We start from the raw sequence: 15300 nt of genomic DNA on the forward strand, positions 1-15300 counted from the left end.
CGGGGCGGGTCGGCGCGGTCCGGCGGGTTCGCCGGGCGGTTTCAGGATGGGACGTTGGTCGTTACTGATCTGACGACCGCGCCTGCCGTTTCCGCTCGTGCGGGTCCAGATACCGTTTGCGAAGGCGGATCGAGTTCGGCGTCACTTCGACCAATTCATCATTGTCGATATAGGCGATGGCTTCTTCCAGCGACATGGTGATCGGGGTGGTCAGGCGCACGGCCTCATCCGTGCCCGAGGCGCGCACGTTGGTCAGCTTCTTGCCTTTCAGTGGGTTTACCTCAAGATCGTTTTCGCGGCTGTGCTCGCCGATGATCATGCCCTGATACACATTCTCCTGCGCGCCGATGAACATGCGTCCGCGATCTTCAAGGTTCCAAAGCGCATAGGCAACGGATGTGCCGTTCTCCATCGAGATCAGGACACCTGCGCGACGGCCTGGAATGGAGCCCTTATGGGGCGCCCAGCCGTGGAACACGCGGTTCAGAACCCCGGTGCCGCGCGTGTCGGTCAGAAACTCGCCGTGATAGCCGATCAGACCACGCGACGGCACATGGGCGATGATCCGGGTCTTGCCTGCGCCTGCGGGCTTCATCTCGGTCATTTCGCCTTTGCGCGATCCGGTCAGTTTTTCGATCACGACGCCGGAGTATTCATCATCCACGTCAACGGTGACTTCTTCGATGGGTTCCATCGTCTCACCATCGACTTCACGCATGATCACCTGCGGGCGCGAGATCGACAGCTCGAACCCTTCGCGGCGCATGTTTTCGATCAGAACGCCCATCTGCAATTCGCCACGGCCCGAGACTTCGAAGGCTTCACCGCCGGGGGTGTCTGCGATCTTGATGGCAACGTTGCTTTCAGCCTCTTTCATCAGGCGTTCGCGGATGACACGCGATTGCACCTTCTTGCCTTCGCGGCCCGCCAGTGGGCTGTCGTTGATGCCGAAGGTGACGGTAATGGTGGGCGGGTCGATAGGCTGGGCATCCAGCGGTGTATCGACCGCCAGCGCACAGATCGTGTCTGCCACGGTGGCCTTTGACATGCCCGCGAGCGATACGATGTCGCCCGCAAGGGCTTCGTCGATGTCCTGTTGCCCCAGGCCGCGGAAGGCCTGAATACGGGTGACGCGAAACTGCTCGATCTTTTGGCCGATGCGCGACAGGGCTTGCACGGTCGCACCAACCTTGAGACGTCCGGTTTCCACACGTCCGGTCAGCAATCGACCGACGAACGGGTCAGCACCCAGCGTTGTGGCGAGCATGGTGAAGTCTTCGTCCTGATGGGCCAGCTGACGCGGGGCAGGGACGTGGTTCACGATCAGGTTAAAGAGCGCGTGCAGATCCTTGCGCGGCCCGTCCAACTCGGCATCCGCCCAGCCGTTTCGACCCGAGGCGTACATGTGCGGGAAGTCGAGCTGGTCATCATCGGCACCCAGATTGGCGAACAAATCGAAGCATTCATCCAGAGCACGATCGGGTTCGGCATCCGGCTTGTCGACCTTGTTCAGAACCACGATGGGGCGCAGGCCCAAGGCGAGTGCTTTCGAGGTCACGAATTTTGTTTGCGGCATTGGGCCTTCGGCGGCGTCAACCAGCAACACAACACCGTCCACCATGGACAGGATCCGTTCTACCTCGCCGCCGAAATCGGCGTGGCCGGGCGTGTCAACGATGTTGATCCGCGTGCCTTTCCATTCGACCGAGGTGGGTTTGGCGAAAATGGTGATGCCGCGCTCACGCTCCAGGTCATTTGAATCCATGGCGCGTTCCGCCACGGCCTGATTTTCCCGGAACGCGCCGGATTGTTTCAAAAGCTCGTCAACAAGGGTCGTCTTGCCGTGGTCAACGTGTGCGATGATCGCGATATTGCGCAGGTCCATAGGGCCACCTTAAGGGGAGAACGTATCAAACGTATGAGAAGTTAGGGGCGCGCATAGCCCGGTTGGCGTTTGAACGCCACCAAAAAAGCAACTCTTGCTAATTTTCTCGCCGCAACTGGCGCGGTGTCAATGTTGTGCGGACTGCGAGAACAGGTGGATGATCAGGATACCACCAAGGATCATTGCCAGACCGATCAGCGCAGGCAGGTCGAGCCTCTGCCCAAACAGCGCGTAGCCAATACAGGCGATGAGCACGATGCCCAACCCGGACCAGATCGCATAGGCCACACCGACCGCCATGTATTTCAACGCCCATCCCAACAGGACGAAGCTGATGCCATAGGCGACGACGACGGTCACGGATGGCCAGAACCGGCTGAATTGCTGGCTGGCTTGCAGCGCGGTTGTGCCGATGGTTTCGGCAAGCACGGCGAAGAACAGGATCAGGTATGGCATGATATGACCTCGTGGAATGGGGCTAGCGGGACCGGTCCCAGTCTGGCTTGCGTTTTTCGATGAAGGCGCTGATCCCTTCTTCGGTGTCGCGCAGCATCATGTTTTCAACCATCGCCCCACCCGCAAACGCATAGGCCGCCTCCAGTGACATATCGGCCTGATCATAAAACCCCGCTTTGCCGATCTTGACCGCAGCGCCCAGCTTCGAAGCCACGGATTGTGCCAGTTCATCTGTGGCCGCGCGCAAGTTTTCGTGCGGGACGACGCGGTTTACCAGCCCGATCTCGCGTGCGCGCGCAGCGTCGATGAATTCGCCCGTGGTCAGCATTTCAAACGCGACCTTGCGCGGCACGTTGCGGGTCAGCGCCACCATGGGGGTCGAGCAAAACAGCCCGATATTGACGCCATTCACCCCAAACCGCGTGCCCTCGGCCGCCACGGCCATGTCGCAGGTCGCCAGCAACTGACAACCGGCCGCTGTTGCGATGCCATGGGCCTCGGCAATCACCGGTTGGGGCAGGCGGGGGATCATGCACATGACCTCGGCGCAGCGATCGAACAAGTCTTTGAAATAGGCAGCCCCACCGTCTTCGGCTTGCCGCCCGGCAGTCATCTCTTTCAAGTCATGACCTGCGCAGAACACTTTGCCTGCACCAGCGATCACCACGGCGCGGATCGTGTCGTCCTGCGCCAACGCCTCGAACTCGGCTTTCAGCGCAGCCAGCATCGCATCCGACAACGCGTTCAACGCACCGGGGTTGTTCAGGGTCAAACGTGCAACTGACGCTGCGTCCTCACGGATCAATAGTGGGTCTGCCATCTTGTCCTCCCTCAATATTCTGGCCCACGATAGGCGGGAAAATCACGGGGGGAAACCATGCAGTTGAAAATGTCGCGCGACCAGCTTCAATCCTTCCTGGAGGAAGCGTTTCCCCAAGTCGCGCCGGATTTCGAGATCGCAGATGTCGCTCCGATGCAGATCACAGTGCGCACCCGGATCGGCGACAAACATCTGCGTCCCGGTGGCACGGTGTCGGGGCCGACGATGTTTGCATTGGCGGATGTGTCGATCTATCTGGCGATCCTTGCGATGATCGGACCAAAGGCGCTGGCCGTCACTACCAATTGCTCGATTGATTTCATGCGCAAACCCGCGGCCAACACCAGTCTTGTCGCCCACGCACGTTTACACAAACTGGGACGGGTTCTGGCGGTCGGGGATGTGTTGATCCACTCAGAGGGCAACGACGCGCCTGTAGCCCGCGCCAGCTTGACCTATTCGATCCCGCCGGAACGGACTTGACCGGCGGCGGGGATTGGCGCACCAAAAACGAACCCAAGCGACGAGGCCCCTATGTCCCAACATATTTCCAGCGACCCGGATCCCATCACGCCTCCAGCCGAACACAGTCGGCTCGCCCAGTTTCCCGTTACCTTCTTTGCGATTGTCATGGGGCTGGTCGGATTGGCGCTGACCCTGCATGCGGGCGCCCCGGCGGCACCGTGGCTGGCCCAGGCGTCATCCCTTGTTTTACTGATCGCAATCGCGGTTTTTCTGGTGATTGCGGGGATATACGTCGCCAAGGCCCTGCGTTATCCGGCGATGGTGGCCGAGGAATGGCATCACCCGGTGAAAATTGCCTTCTTCCCGACGATCACGGTATCGCTGCTTTTGGTGGCGACAGCGATCTTTCCCTATGATGAAACACTGGCCACCTGGATCTGGCTCGCCGGTGTGGCGGGACAGGGCGTTCTGACCATTGCGGTCGTGACGGGCTGGATCAGTCATCGCAGTTTTCAGGTCGGCCACCTGACTCCGGCGTGGTTCATTCCTGCCGTCGGCAACGTGATTGTGCCCATCCTTGGTGCCCGCATCGGGTATATCGAAACTTCGTGGCTGTTTTTTTCCGGCGGTATCATCTTTTGGATCGTCTTGCTGACATTGGTTATGAACCGATTGATCTTCCACGACCCCATGGCGGCCCGGCTTTTTCCGACGATGGTGATCCTGATCGCACCGCCCGCCGTCGCATTTCTGGCCTATGTCAGCATGACCGGGACAGTCGATGGCTTTGCGCGCATATTGCTGAATGCGGGCTATATCTTTGCAATACTGGTGGTCGCGCAGGTGTCGAAACTGACCAAGCTTCCCTTTGCGCTCAGCTGGTGGGCCTTGAGCTTTCCGCTGGCCGCGCTCTCGATCGCGTCCTTCCGCTTTTCGCAATTGGATGGATCGCGTGGACACCAAACCCTGGGGGTTTTGATCCTGATTTTTCTGGTTCTTATGGTCGCTGGTCTTGTATTGCGCACAGGGCAAGCAATCGCACGGGGCGAGGTTTGCCGACCAGAATAGGCGGGAACGGGGCGTTTTTTGTGGGGTAATATATTACCATAATTCTAACCCGTTGTTTAGGTTTGTATTTTAGCGAATAACTTCGCTTGACCGCAGGGCTAAAATCACTAAAACCAGCCCATCCGAAACCCAATCAGGGCTGAATCAATGAAAACCTTCTCTGCAACGCCTGCAGATATCGACAAGAAATGGATCATCATCGACGCTGAAGGCGTCGTGCTGGGTCGTCTTGCGTCGATCATCGCAACGCGTCTTCGTGGCAAACACAAAGCCTCGTTCACACCGCATATGGACATGGGTGACAATGTCATCGTGATCAATGCCGATAAAGTTCAAATGACCGGCAAGAAGCGCACCGACAAAGTGCACTACTGGCACACCGGTTATCCGGGCGGCATCAAATCCCGCACCGCAGGCCAGATCCTTGAGGGTGCCCATCCCGAGCGTCTGCTGACCAAAGCCGTGCAGCGTATGCTGCCGGGCGGTCCGCTGAGCCGCAAGCAGATGACCAATCTGCGCGTCTATGCCGGTGCCGAGCACCCCCACGAGGCGCAAAGCCCCGAAGTGCTGGATGTCAAATCCATGAACTCCAAAAACACGCGTGAGGGCTGATCATGGCTGAAGAAATCAAAACACTCGAAGACCTGAACGAAGTTGCCGAGGGCACTGAAGCCGTGGTCGAGATTGCTGCGCCTCGGGAACCTGTTCGTGACGACCTTGGCCGTTCCTATGCCACCGGCAAGCGTAAAGACGCGGTTGCCCGCGTCTGGATCAAGCCGGGGTCTGGCAAAGTCACCGTGAACGGCAAGGACATGGACAAGTATTTCGCGCGTCCCGTTCTTCAGCTGATCGTGCGCCAGCCCGAGCAAATCGCTGGTGTTGAAGGCGAGTTTGACGTGGTTGCCACCGTAAAAGGCGGTGGCCTGTCCGGACAAGCTGGTGCCGTAAAACACGGGATTTCGAAAGCGCTTCAGCTTTACGAACCCAGCCTGCGTGGCGCCCTGAAAGCCGCCGGCTTCCTGACCCGCGACTCGCGCGTTGTGGAACGCAAGAAATACGGTAAAGCCAAGGCCCGTAAGAGCTTCCAGTTCTCGAAGCGTTAATTCGGCTTCTCTGCTTTATGAAGACAAAAGCGCCTGCAATTGCGGGCGCTTTTTTGTTTCGCTTTTGTTGTTTCACACAGCGCAATGATAAACGCGAAGGCAAACCGCCATGGTGTCGTCCATTTCCGGTTTTGATCTGGCTTGAATGGCGCGGGTGGGTTAAGTCTTATTCTCGACGAATTTTAGTGTTCAAAAGGGTCCGCGATTTGTCTGCGGGCGATTCCCTGTCTTGATATGGTCCCCGTGACCTGAACCAAAATCAAAAGAATGAGTTAGGTATGGTCTACAAGTCTCTGAGTGTATTGGCTGGATTTTTATCAAACGGATTTTGGCGTGAATCGGGTTTCGCCCCCCTGAAATGGAACCTGACGTCAGGCGGCAATGATGCTCAGTTTGGGACGATAACCTATTCGGTGGGTTCGAACTGGTACGACGGCAATGGCATTTCAATCGGGCGACGAGAGCTGGTGCGTGACGCGTTTGACTATTTGTCGAATGCAACAGGAATAAACTTTCAGGAAACCTCTTCCTACGGCAATGCAGATATTGTTTTCGGCGACGAATACGCCGGTGCCTTTGCAGGTGCCGTGGACAGCGATGGTGGCGGTTTCGTCGACTATGGTTATGTGAATGTCAGCAAATACTGGATCAGCGGATCAAGCAGTGAAAACAACTATGTGATGCAGACGTTTCTGCATGAAATTGGTCATACCCTGGGGCTGGGGCATCAGGGCCTGTACAACGGAGGTGGCACCTATCCTCAGAACGCCAGGTTCACCAATGACAGTTGGCAAAACAGTGTCATGTCATATTTCTCGCAGGCCGTGAATTTTAACGTAAATGCCGATTTCGCCTATCTGCAAACCTATATGGCCGCCGACCTGCTGGCCCTTGATCGCATGTATGGCGGTCAGTCCTACAATGGGACATCGTTCGGAACGTCAAACGCGTTCAAGGGCAACACCACCTACGGATTCAATACGACGATCTCACAAAGTGACGATCCGATCCTGTCACGAATGTCGATCTATGCGGATACCAATGCCTATACGATTGCTGACGGTGGGGGCATAGATACGCTAGATTTTTCCGGATGGTCCTTCGATCAATCCATCAACTTGACGCCCTCCTCGTCTGTTAAAGCAAAGCCGACATTCTCGGGAGTCGGTGGATTGAAGGGCAACCTGACGTTGGCGGTCGGTACGGTCATCGAGAATGCAATCGGCGGGCAGGGGGACGATACGATCATTGGAAACAACGTATCCAATACGCTGACTGGCAACGCTGGGAACGACAAGATCTATGATAAGGCCGGATATGATAGAATCTTCGCAGGCGCGGGGAATGACATAATCTATGCCTCATCAGGCAACGACCGCATAGACGGCGGCAGCGGGACTGATTGGCTCATGTTCACCGGTGCAAAGAAGGCGTTTGTGAAATTGGATCAAAGCAGCCCACAAAACACCGGATTTGGCCAGGACACGATATCGGGCATAGAGAACGTTTCGGGTGGTAAAGCCAAGGATTCATTGTTCGGAAATGAGCAGGGAAATGTCCTAAAGGGCAACAACGGCAACGATGTCCTGCACGGGAAATCAGGCAATGATAAACTCTATGGTGGACACCAGAATGATTTGTTGTCGGGTGGTGCTGACGAAGACGAGCTTTTCGGCGGCATTCACAACGACCTACTCTATGGTGGGGATGGCAACGATAAGCTCTTTGGTGGATCACAGCACGATAAGCTGTTCGGCGGGTTGAGCGATGACATCCTGAAGGGGGAAAAAGGTCGTGACGTTCTGGACGGCGGTGAAGGACGTGATTTGCTCTATGCCGGTGTCGATCTTGACCGAGATACGTTCATTTTCAGAAACATCAGCGACAGTGCTATAGGGTCAGATCGTGACCAGATCCTCCAGTTTGACAGTGGCGAAGATGATCTTCACCTGGCTCAGATAGACGCCCGAGTAAATGTACCTGGCGATCAAAAGTTTGTTTTCTCAAAGAACGGCGCACAGGCAAACTCGGTCTGGGTTGAGGATGCAGGCCCACATTCTTTGGTCAGAGCCGACGTCGATGGTGATGCGCTGCCAGATTTTGAAGTTATGGTGCTGGGTGTTGATGTCCTGTATGGCTATGATTTCATTCTGTAAACGCGGAAGGCTTGCGCAAGTGCTCAGCACTCATCGGCATTTAGAAGTAATGCTTGAAAGAAAGCAAAAGGCTCGTGTTTTTGCGACAATCTAATGATGGCGCGCAACTTTGGATGGTGAGGCGCACGCTCCTTTTCATGTTGCGAGGGGCAGGGTGATGGCCTATATCCCGCCCAGACCTTGTGTCACTGGCACCCGTAGCTCAGCTGGATAGAGCGCTGCCCTCCGAAGGCAGAGGCCAGAGGTTCGAATCCTCTCGGGTGCGCCAATTCTTTATCCTGAAAAACAGACGATGTGATTGACGGGGTCAAGCCCGATATCGTGCCACGAAATTCCGCAAGATTTGGGCAGGCGCGTGCACGTTGGCTGCGTGCACCATATCCACCAGCGCCTCGGCCTCTTCGGGGGGGAAATAGCCGTGATGTTTGTAGATGCCGATGCGGGTTTCAAAGCTGTGCGCGTCGGCTTCGGGGTGGAACTGCGTGGCATAGACACTCTGTCCGTATCGGATCATCTGAAACGGGCAGCCAGGGGATGAGACCAGTTGGCGGCAACCCTCTGGAAGGTGTTGCATCGCCTCTTTATGGCCGACAAAGGCTTCGAACCTGTCTGGAATGCCGTCGAGCAGGGGATCGGTGCGCCCGTCTTTCGTCACGTCGCACGTGCTGGCGCTGACGGGTTCGCCGTATTTGTCTTTCGACACGGAACCCGGCTCCAGATGCTGGCCAAGAATGCCAATCCCATAGCAGCAGCCCAGAAACGGGGTGTCCTTTGCAGTGATCTGCGGCATCAGGGATAGGCATTCGAATTCAATCCGCGCCTCGGCCGGGGTTTTCTTGTCAGGCGCATCGGATACGCAACCCGGCCCGCCACCAACAATTACCCCGGAAAAATCGTCAAGGTTCAGGTCGGCCGGGATGTTTTGCTGATCCAAACGTATGCGACGCACCTGGTCGTGTTCCAACCCGCCCTTGGCCAAAAATGCCCGAAATTCATCATCAGACGCATCGGTTTCCGGGCGGAGTTGGAGGATCAGAAAGGGTTTCATGGACACCTTGTATCAAGTCGACAGACGATGGCAAAGCCCGGGGTCGGGGTCAATCATATGGCGTCGTCGGTGCGGCGTTTTGACATTAGGTGTGTTTCGCCGACTCAGATACATATCGTGATATCAGAATGGATTCCTCCGCCGCGCGAACCGGAGCAGAGGAGGGCAGAGCCGTGAAGAGATTTCTTGCAACGATCCTTACGCTTGGGCTGATCGCCGGGACAGGTGGGTCAGCCGCCGCTGAGGATCAGGCCGCAGCGCCAACTCCGCCACCCGCACCGGCCAGGTCGATTTCCAGCGCGACGGCGGATCACATGAAGTTCGACATCCTGAAAAAATCTTTCAGCTCGGGGCCGGAGGTGACCGAGGCCTGTGTCAGTTGCCATACGGAAGCTGGCAACCAGATCATGCATTCAATCCATTTTGAATGGACCTATGAAAGCGACAGCGGGCAAACGCTGGGGAAATCCAAGGTGATCAACGCATTCTGTGGCAACGTGGCCGGGAACGAGCCGCGCTGCACCTCGTGTCATGCGGGCTACGGTTGGGATGATATGTCAACGACATCCGTAGAGGCGGGCGCAGTGCCCGATTGTCTGGTGTGCCACGACCGCTCGGGTCAATACACCAAATCGGCCACCGGGGCCGGGCACCCGCCCTTGGACCCGGTGAAGCCTGGCACCAGCACCATTACAGGCGCCGCGGCCTGGCCGGTTGATCTGGCAAAAGCTGCGCAGTCCGTCGGGATGCCGGGGCGCGACAATTGCGGCAACTGCCATTTCTATGGCGGGGGCGGGGACAACGTGAAACACGGCGATCTGAGTTCGGCGCTTTATGCCCCATCGACCGAGGTTGATGTCCACATGTCGCCCGACGGTCTGAACTTCACGTGCTCTACCTGTCATGTCGAGGACAGGCACAACTGGGCCGGGTCGCGCTATGATACGGTGGCCAAGGACGCCACCGGGCGTGGAAAGCCGGGGGCTGTGCGCACTGCCGCGACCTGTGAAAGCTGCCATGACAGCGATCCGCATCCGCTGAACATCAAGGGCGTGAAGCTGAACGATCACACAGACAAGCTCGCGTGCCAAAGCTGTCACATCCCCGAATTTGCGCGCGGAGGTGTCGCCACCAAGACCTATTGGGACTGGTCGACCGCAGGCCGCATGGGCACCGATGGCAAACCGATGCACGAGGCGAATTTCATCCAGTCGGATGGCAAAGAGCTGGACACCTATCTGTCCACCAAGGGTGATTTCAAATGGGGTGAAAATGTTGTGCCGTATTACGCATGGTTCAACGGCCATGTGGAATACGCGACCGGGGAAGAGATCAACCCAAAGACCATTGTCGAAGTGAACCGTATCAACGGCACGCCCGGCGGGGTGGACAGCCGAATCTGGCCCTTCAAGCGGATGGAGGGGCGGCAGGCCTACGATACAGGCAGCAACAAACTGGCTTATTCCCATGTCTGGGGGCCGACCACTGACACTGCGTTTTGGACAAACTTTGATTGGCCCAAGACGATCGAGGCTGGCATGAAAGCGGCAGGGCAAGACTATTCCGGAAGTTTCGATTTTGTCGATACCGCGATGTATTGGCCGATCACCCATATGGTTGCACCCGCAAGGGACGCGCTGGATTGCGCAGCCTGTCACGCGCAGAACGGGCGGCTGGATGGGATCGCTGCGGTCTATATGCCCGGCACCAATCCGCGATCCGCCATCGGGATGTTAGGCATGGCGCTGGTGGCGTTGACAATTCTGGGTGTGGGGTTGCACATCGTTCTGCGCCTCATCGGTGGCCGTCAAGGAGGCACAGATCATGGTTAGACGCGTCGTCAAGGTTTACCCCCGTTTCGAACGTCTGTGGCACTGGACCCAGATGGTGATGATCGTGATTCTCCTGTTCACTGGTTTTGGTCTGAACGGGGTGCATTCACTTCTGCCTTTCGGCCCTGCGGTGATGTTGCACACCATTGCCGCATTGGTGTTGCTGGCGGTCTGGATATTCGCGACGTTCTGGCTGTTTACCACGGGCACATGGCGGCAGTTCGTGCCGCAGCTCGAAGGGTTGCTTCAGATGGCACGCTTCTATGCCTATGGTGTCTTTCGTGGGGAAGAGCCGCCCTATCGCAAGGTCTTCTGGCGCAAACACAATCCGCTTCAGGCACTGACCTATTTCGCGTTGAAAGTCGTGGTGTTTCCGGCGGTCTGGGGGTCGGGATTACTGTATCTGACTTATAATTTATGGGCAGCGGATGCGGGGTCGTCTTTCGCGCTATACATCATCGCGAATGTGCATTTGCTGGCCGCCTACGTGATCGCAGCCTTTGTCATCACCCACGTCTATCTTCTGACGGTTGGGCATGGATTCCGGTCCCATGTGCGCCCGATGGTGACAGGTTATGACTGCATAGACCTGACACCCGAGCAGGAAGCCTATCTGGAAACCAATGAGCCGGGTCGGCTCTTGTCCAGGAAAAAGTAGGGCTGGACGACAGAAACAGAAAAGGCCCTCGGAACGGGGGCCTTTTTCATGTTGGTCGGATTTGTCAGAATACCTGCGGCGCTATCGGCCCCAGCTGCGCACCACGCCACTATCCATATGGACGAAGTTCGACCCCGAATATTTGCCGACGCCACCGCCACTGAAGGAACGCGCGGCTTTGAACATCTGGTTGACCGATCGGGATTTCAGGCGCAGGTCAGCCGCCTGACCTTTCATGTGCAGCGAGTTTTTCGCCACACCTCTGGACTTGGCCCGCAACATCGCGTTTGTTTTCGGCGACCGATAACCCGACAACATCATATAGGGTTCCTTCGTGTCCAGAAGGCTATGCGCGGCTGCCATGATATCCACCGTGCGGGTGTCGATATTGACCGCTTGATCTGTGCGCCAGTCGCGCATGAAATGATTGATCTCTTTCAAGGCATCTTTGATGTAGTCGCCTTCGATCCAATAGATCATGTTGAGCGTTTCGCCTGTGCGCCCGGAATACATGGCGAGCCTTCGGACATCGCCCCCACCGCGAAGGAAACCCGCGGCATTTGCATACATTGGCGCTGCGGTTACTGCTGTGGCGGCAAATGCGCCCAACAACCCACGGCGTGTGATAATGGATTTGGATCCGACCGAATTGTCGATAGTCATGTCTCAGCGTGTCCCGTCGCTTGCCTGTTTCTGCGCCTGAAATGGATCGTTGTCCAATCAGGTTAACAAGTGTTTTAGCCTCTTCCCCAGGCTTGTCGAGTTTATGGCACAACTCGAATCGCGGGCCAAGCAAAGATTTTCGGTGCTTAACGTGTTCAAGCAAAATCGGCAAAATATTGCTTAAACCAGTGAAAAAGTGGTAAACCGTGGCAGAAAGACGTCAAGGCATGGGGCGCAGGGCAGCTCTGCCCGGAACCGACCTGTCAATCGTCATTGTGAATGGACTTGTGGCTGTTAATCGTGGATTATCTGATTTTACACGCAGGTTTAACATAGTTATTGGGCAAAGCATGAATATGATCGCGCTGCAACGACATCCTACCCCCTACAGAACCGCTTTTTTTGCAAGGCTTTTGGGGATATTGTTCCTTTCGTTTCTTGCCGCGCCACTGACCGCGCAAACCAAAGTATCCGCCTTCGCGCAAGCGGTGGCGGAAGCGGCGGCACGTGACACGGAAATCGCTGAATTTTATCGCGAAAACGGCTATCAACCGATCTGGACCGGATCGCTGTCGCAGACCGCATCACGCCGCACGGCCCTGCTGAAAGCGCTGACGGCGGCCGGCGATCACGGCTTGCCTGCCTATGACACTGCGGTCTTGAAAACCCGACTGTCCGATGTGCAAAGCATGCGCGACCTTGGCCGCGCCGAAGTCGAACTTTCAAAACTGTTTCTGAGTTATGCCCAGGGTGTGAACAGCGGCGTTCTGACGCCTTCAAAGGTTGATAGCGGCATTGTCCGCGAGGTGCCACGCAAGAACGGCGCAGATCTGTTGGCGGAATTCGTCCGGTCCGACCCTGCCGGGTATCTGAAAGCCCTGCCGCCGAAATCGCCGGAATACGCACGTCTGATGAAAGCGAAACTGGGTCTGGATCAACAGCTTGCCAATGGCGGCTGGGGCGCACCAGTTGCCGCCAGCGCGTTGAAACCCGGGCAGTCGGGTGAGGCCGTTATTGCCTTGCGTAACCGCCTGATCCGTATGGGATATCTGAGCCGTTCGGCCAGCCAGTCCTATGACGTCACCATTCAAAAGGCCGTGCTGCAATTCCAGCAAGACCATGGGCTGACCGCCGATGGTGTGGCCGGTCCAAGCACGATTGACGAGATCAATGTCGACCCGGAAAAACGTCAAGCCTCGATTTTGGTCGCGATGGAGCGGGAACGATGGACCAATTTCGAACGTGGAAAACGCCACGTCTGGGTCAATCTCGCGGATTTCAGCACCCAGATCGTCGATGGTGGGCGTGTGACCTTCACGACCCGCTCGGTGATCGGAAAGAACCAGAGTGACCGGCGCAGCCCCGAGTTTTCGGACGTGATGAAATTCATGGTCATCAACCCGACCTGGAACGTCCCACGCTCGATTGCGACGAAAGAGTATTTGCCGATGCTCAAACGCAATCCGAATGCGGTCAGCCATCTGAAACTGATCGACAGCCGGGGCCGGGTGGTCAATCGGTCTTCAGTGAATTTCAATGCTTATTCGGCCAGATCCTTTCCGTTTGCGATCAAGCAACCGCCCTCCAACGATAATGCGTTGGGGTTGGTGAAGTTCATGTTCCCGAACAAATACAACATCTATTTGCATGATACGCCCGCCAAAAGCCTGTTTGGGCGCGAGGTGCGGGACTTCAGCCACGGGTGTATCCGCCTGAGCGAACCGTTTGATTTTGCCTATGCGTTGCTGGCCAGACAAACTTCCGATCCGGAAGGAACCTTTCACAAGATTCTGAACACGGGTCGTGAGACACGGGTCAATCTGGAAGAACCGGTTCCGGTGCATTTGGTTTATCGCACTGCGGTGGCACCTGCAAAGGGCCGCATGAACTATCGCCGTGACGTTTACGAACGTGACACCAAAATCTGGGCCGCTTTGCAAAACGCCGGGGTGGCGCTTGGTGCCGTAGACGGGTAAATCCTTGGGTAAAGATGGTGGCGCACATATCGTGCCCCCATCGGCACAAGGGGATCAGATGCAGTTCACTCTTTCAGAAATCGCCGCGTCATTGGGGGCCGTGGTGTTTGGCGATGGCGATATCGTTCTGGTTGGCGCGGCCGAGCCGATGGATGCGGGACCAGACCAGCTTGCGCTGGCGATGAACCCAAAATACGCGGACGGAATTGCGAAGGGAAAGGCCCGCGCGGCGCTGCTGTGGGATGGGGCGGACTGGCAATCGTTGGGGTTGGATGGTGCGATCTGCCTGAATCGGGGTAAGGCGGCGATGCCGCTTCTGACCCGGGCGCTTGACCCTGGTCTGGGCATCGCCGAGGGCATTCACCCAACCGCTGTTGTCGATGACACCGCGAAAATCGGTGCAGGCGCCCGCATAGGGCCACTTGCGGTAATCGGCGCGAATGTGACCATCGGCGCGCGCGCAACAGTCGCGCCGCACGCCACAATTGGATACGGCACGGTCATCGGCAACGATCTTGTCCTGCATCCGGGTGCGCGCATCGCGCATCTGTGCACCATCGGAGATCGCTATATCGGACAGTCGAACTCGGTCGTCGGAGGAGACGGTTTTTCCTATGTCACGCTTGACAAGGAAAGCGCCGTGGAAAGCCTGCGCGGCGGCATGGCCGAGGGTGAAAAAGCCGTGGCCGTTGTCGGCAGCCATCATTGGGCGCGGGTGCATTCGCTGGGCGGGGTCGAGATCGGCGACGACGTGGAACTGGGGGCCAGCTCTACCATCGACCGCGGCACGATCCGGGCCACCCGCATCGGGCGTGGCACCAAGATCGACTGCCAGGTGCAGGTCGGCCATAACGCGGATGTGGGCGAAGACGTGATGATGTGCGGCAATGTCGGCGTGTCCGGGTCCGCCCGGATCGGCAACCGTGTTGTGTTGGGTGGCAAAGTCGGGGTCAGCGACAATATTTTCATCGGCGATGATGTAATTGCGGGCGGTGGCACCAATATTTACACCAACGTTCCTGCTGGGCGCGCGGTTTTGGGAAGCCCCGCGGTGAAGATCGAAACCGAAATGGCCATCCGCCGGGAATTGCGCCGCTTGCCGCGGTTGGCCGAAACGCTGCGCGAGCTTCAGAAAACTGTTTCAAAACTGGTGGACAAGAACTAAAAATC

The 15300-nt window shown here is 57.1% G+C and carries 14 protein-coding genes and 1 tRNA gene; 10 read left to right on the top strand and 5 right to left on the bottom strand.

The window, feature by feature from the left end; genetic code table 11:
- Positions 1–61: 61 nt before the first annotated feature.
- The 3 genes from typA to AC13C8_RS07690 all read right to left on the bottom strand — a co-directional run bounded on the left by typA (position 62) and on the right by AC13C8_RS07690 (position 3161).
- Positions 62–1885, bottom strand: a complete 1824-nt coding sequence (gene typA / locus AC13C8_RS07680; RefSeq protein WP_091430229.1) for a translational GTPase TypA — start codon at positions 1883–1885, stop codon at positions 62–64.
- Positions 1886–2011: 126 nt separating this feature from the next.
- Positions 2012–2341 carry a DMT family transporter gene (locus AC13C8_RS07685; protein WP_091430227.1) on the bottom strand — a complete coding sequence of 110 codons (330 nt, stop codon included), beginning with the start codon at positions 2339–2341 and terminating at the stop codon, positions 2012–2014.
- 22 nt (positions 2342–2363) lie between these two features.
- Complete coding sequence (locus AC13C8_RS07690; protein ID WP_482846945.1) at positions 2364–3161, bottom strand: enoyl-CoA hydratase; 798 nt, start codon at positions 3159–3161, stop codon at positions 2364–2366.
- 57 nt (positions 3162–3218) lie between these two features.
- Between AC13C8_RS07690 and AC13C8_RS07695 the strand changes: the two genes are divergently transcribed.
- From AC13C8_RS07695 to AC13C8_RS07720, 6 genes are all read left to right on the top strand, one after another.
- The gene (locus tag AC13C8_RS07695) at positions 3219–3644 is read left to right on the top strand and encodes a PaaI family thioesterase (RefSeq protein WP_091430223.1); all 426 of its coding nucleotides are present in this window, start codon (positions 3219–3221) and stop codon (positions 3642–3644) included.
- A gap of 51 nt (positions 3645–3695) precedes the next feature.
- On the top strand, positions 3696–4694 hold the full coding sequence (locus AC13C8_RS07700) for an SLAC1 anion channel family protein (protein ID WP_091430221.1): 999 nt from the start codon (positions 3696–3698) through the stop codon (positions 4692–4694).
- 147 nt (positions 4695–4841) lie between these two features.
- On the top strand, positions 4842–5306 hold the full coding sequence (rplM, locus tag AC13C8_RS07705) for a 50S ribosomal protein L13 (RefSeq protein ID WP_091430218.1): 465 nt from the start codon (positions 4842–4844) through the stop codon (positions 5304–5306).
- Positions 5307–5308: 2 nt separating this feature from the next.
- A complete protein-coding gene (gene rpsI / locus AC13C8_RS07710) occupies positions 5309–5797 on the top strand; it encodes a 30S ribosomal protein S9 (protein ID WP_091430215.1) in 489 nt (162 codons plus the stop codon).
- Positions 5798–6075: 278 nt separating this feature from the next.
- Entirely contained in the window at positions 6076–7953 is a 1878-nt protein-coding gene (locus AC13C8_RS07715; protein ID WP_482846946.1) for a M10 family metallopeptidase C-terminal domain-containing protein, read from the top strand.
- A gap of 191 nt (positions 7954–8144) precedes the next feature.
- Positions 8145–8221: transfer RNA gene (locus AC13C8_RS07720), tRNA-Arg, on the top strand.
- 39 nt (positions 8222–8260) lie between these two features.
- Here AC13C8_RS07720 and AC13C8_RS07725 read toward each other — a convergent pair.
- Positions 8261–9001 (bottom strand): glutamine amidotransferase, encoded by a 741-nt coding sequence (locus tag AC13C8_RS07725; protein WP_482846947.1) that lies wholly within the window; start codon positions 8999–9001, stop codon positions 8261–8263.
- 173 nt (positions 9002–9174) lie between these two features.
- Here AC13C8_RS07725 and AC13C8_RS07730 point away from each other — a divergent pair, with 173 nt between their 5' ends.
- Positions 9175–10833 (top strand): tetrathionate reductase family octaheme c-type cytochrome, encoded by a 1659-nt coding sequence (locus AC13C8_RS07730; protein ID WP_482846948.1) that lies wholly within the window; start codon positions 9175–9177, stop codon positions 10831–10833.
- Positions 10826–11491 (top strand): cytochrome b/b6 domain-containing protein, encoded by a 666-nt coding sequence (locus tag AC13C8_RS07735; RefSeq protein ID WP_482846949.1) that lies wholly within the window; start codon positions 10826–10828, stop codon positions 11489–11491. The genes AC13C8_RS07730 and AC13C8_RS07735 overlap by 8 nt, the downstream gene beginning before the upstream one ends.
- Before the next feature lie 81 nt (positions 11492–11572).
- Here AC13C8_RS07735 and mepK read toward each other — a convergent pair whose 3' ends face one another.
- Complete coding sequence (gene mepK, locus AC13C8_RS07740) at positions 11573–12154, bottom strand: peptidoglycan L,D-endopeptidase MepK (RefSeq protein ID WP_091430207.1); 582 nt, start codon at positions 12152–12154, stop codon at positions 11573–11575.
- A 350-nt stretch (positions 12155–12504) separates the two neighbouring features.
- On the opposite strand from mepK, the gene AC13C8_RS07745 reads away from it, so the two are divergent.
- Positions 12505–14130 carry a L,D-transpeptidase family protein gene (locus tag AC13C8_RS07745; RefSeq protein WP_482846950.1) on the top strand — a complete coding sequence of 542 codons (1626 nt, stop codon included), beginning with the start codon at positions 12505–12507 and terminating at the stop codon, positions 14128–14130.
- Between the two features lie 58 nt (positions 14131–14188).
- Entirely contained in the window at positions 14189–15295 is a 1107-nt protein-coding gene (locus AC13C8_RS07750; protein ID WP_091432282.1) for a UDP-3-O-(3-hydroxymyristoyl)glucosamine N-acyltransferase, read from the top strand.
- Positions 15296–15300: the final 5 nt, after the last annotated feature.

The organism is Aliiroseovarius sp. B-4 (assembly GCF_056857795.1).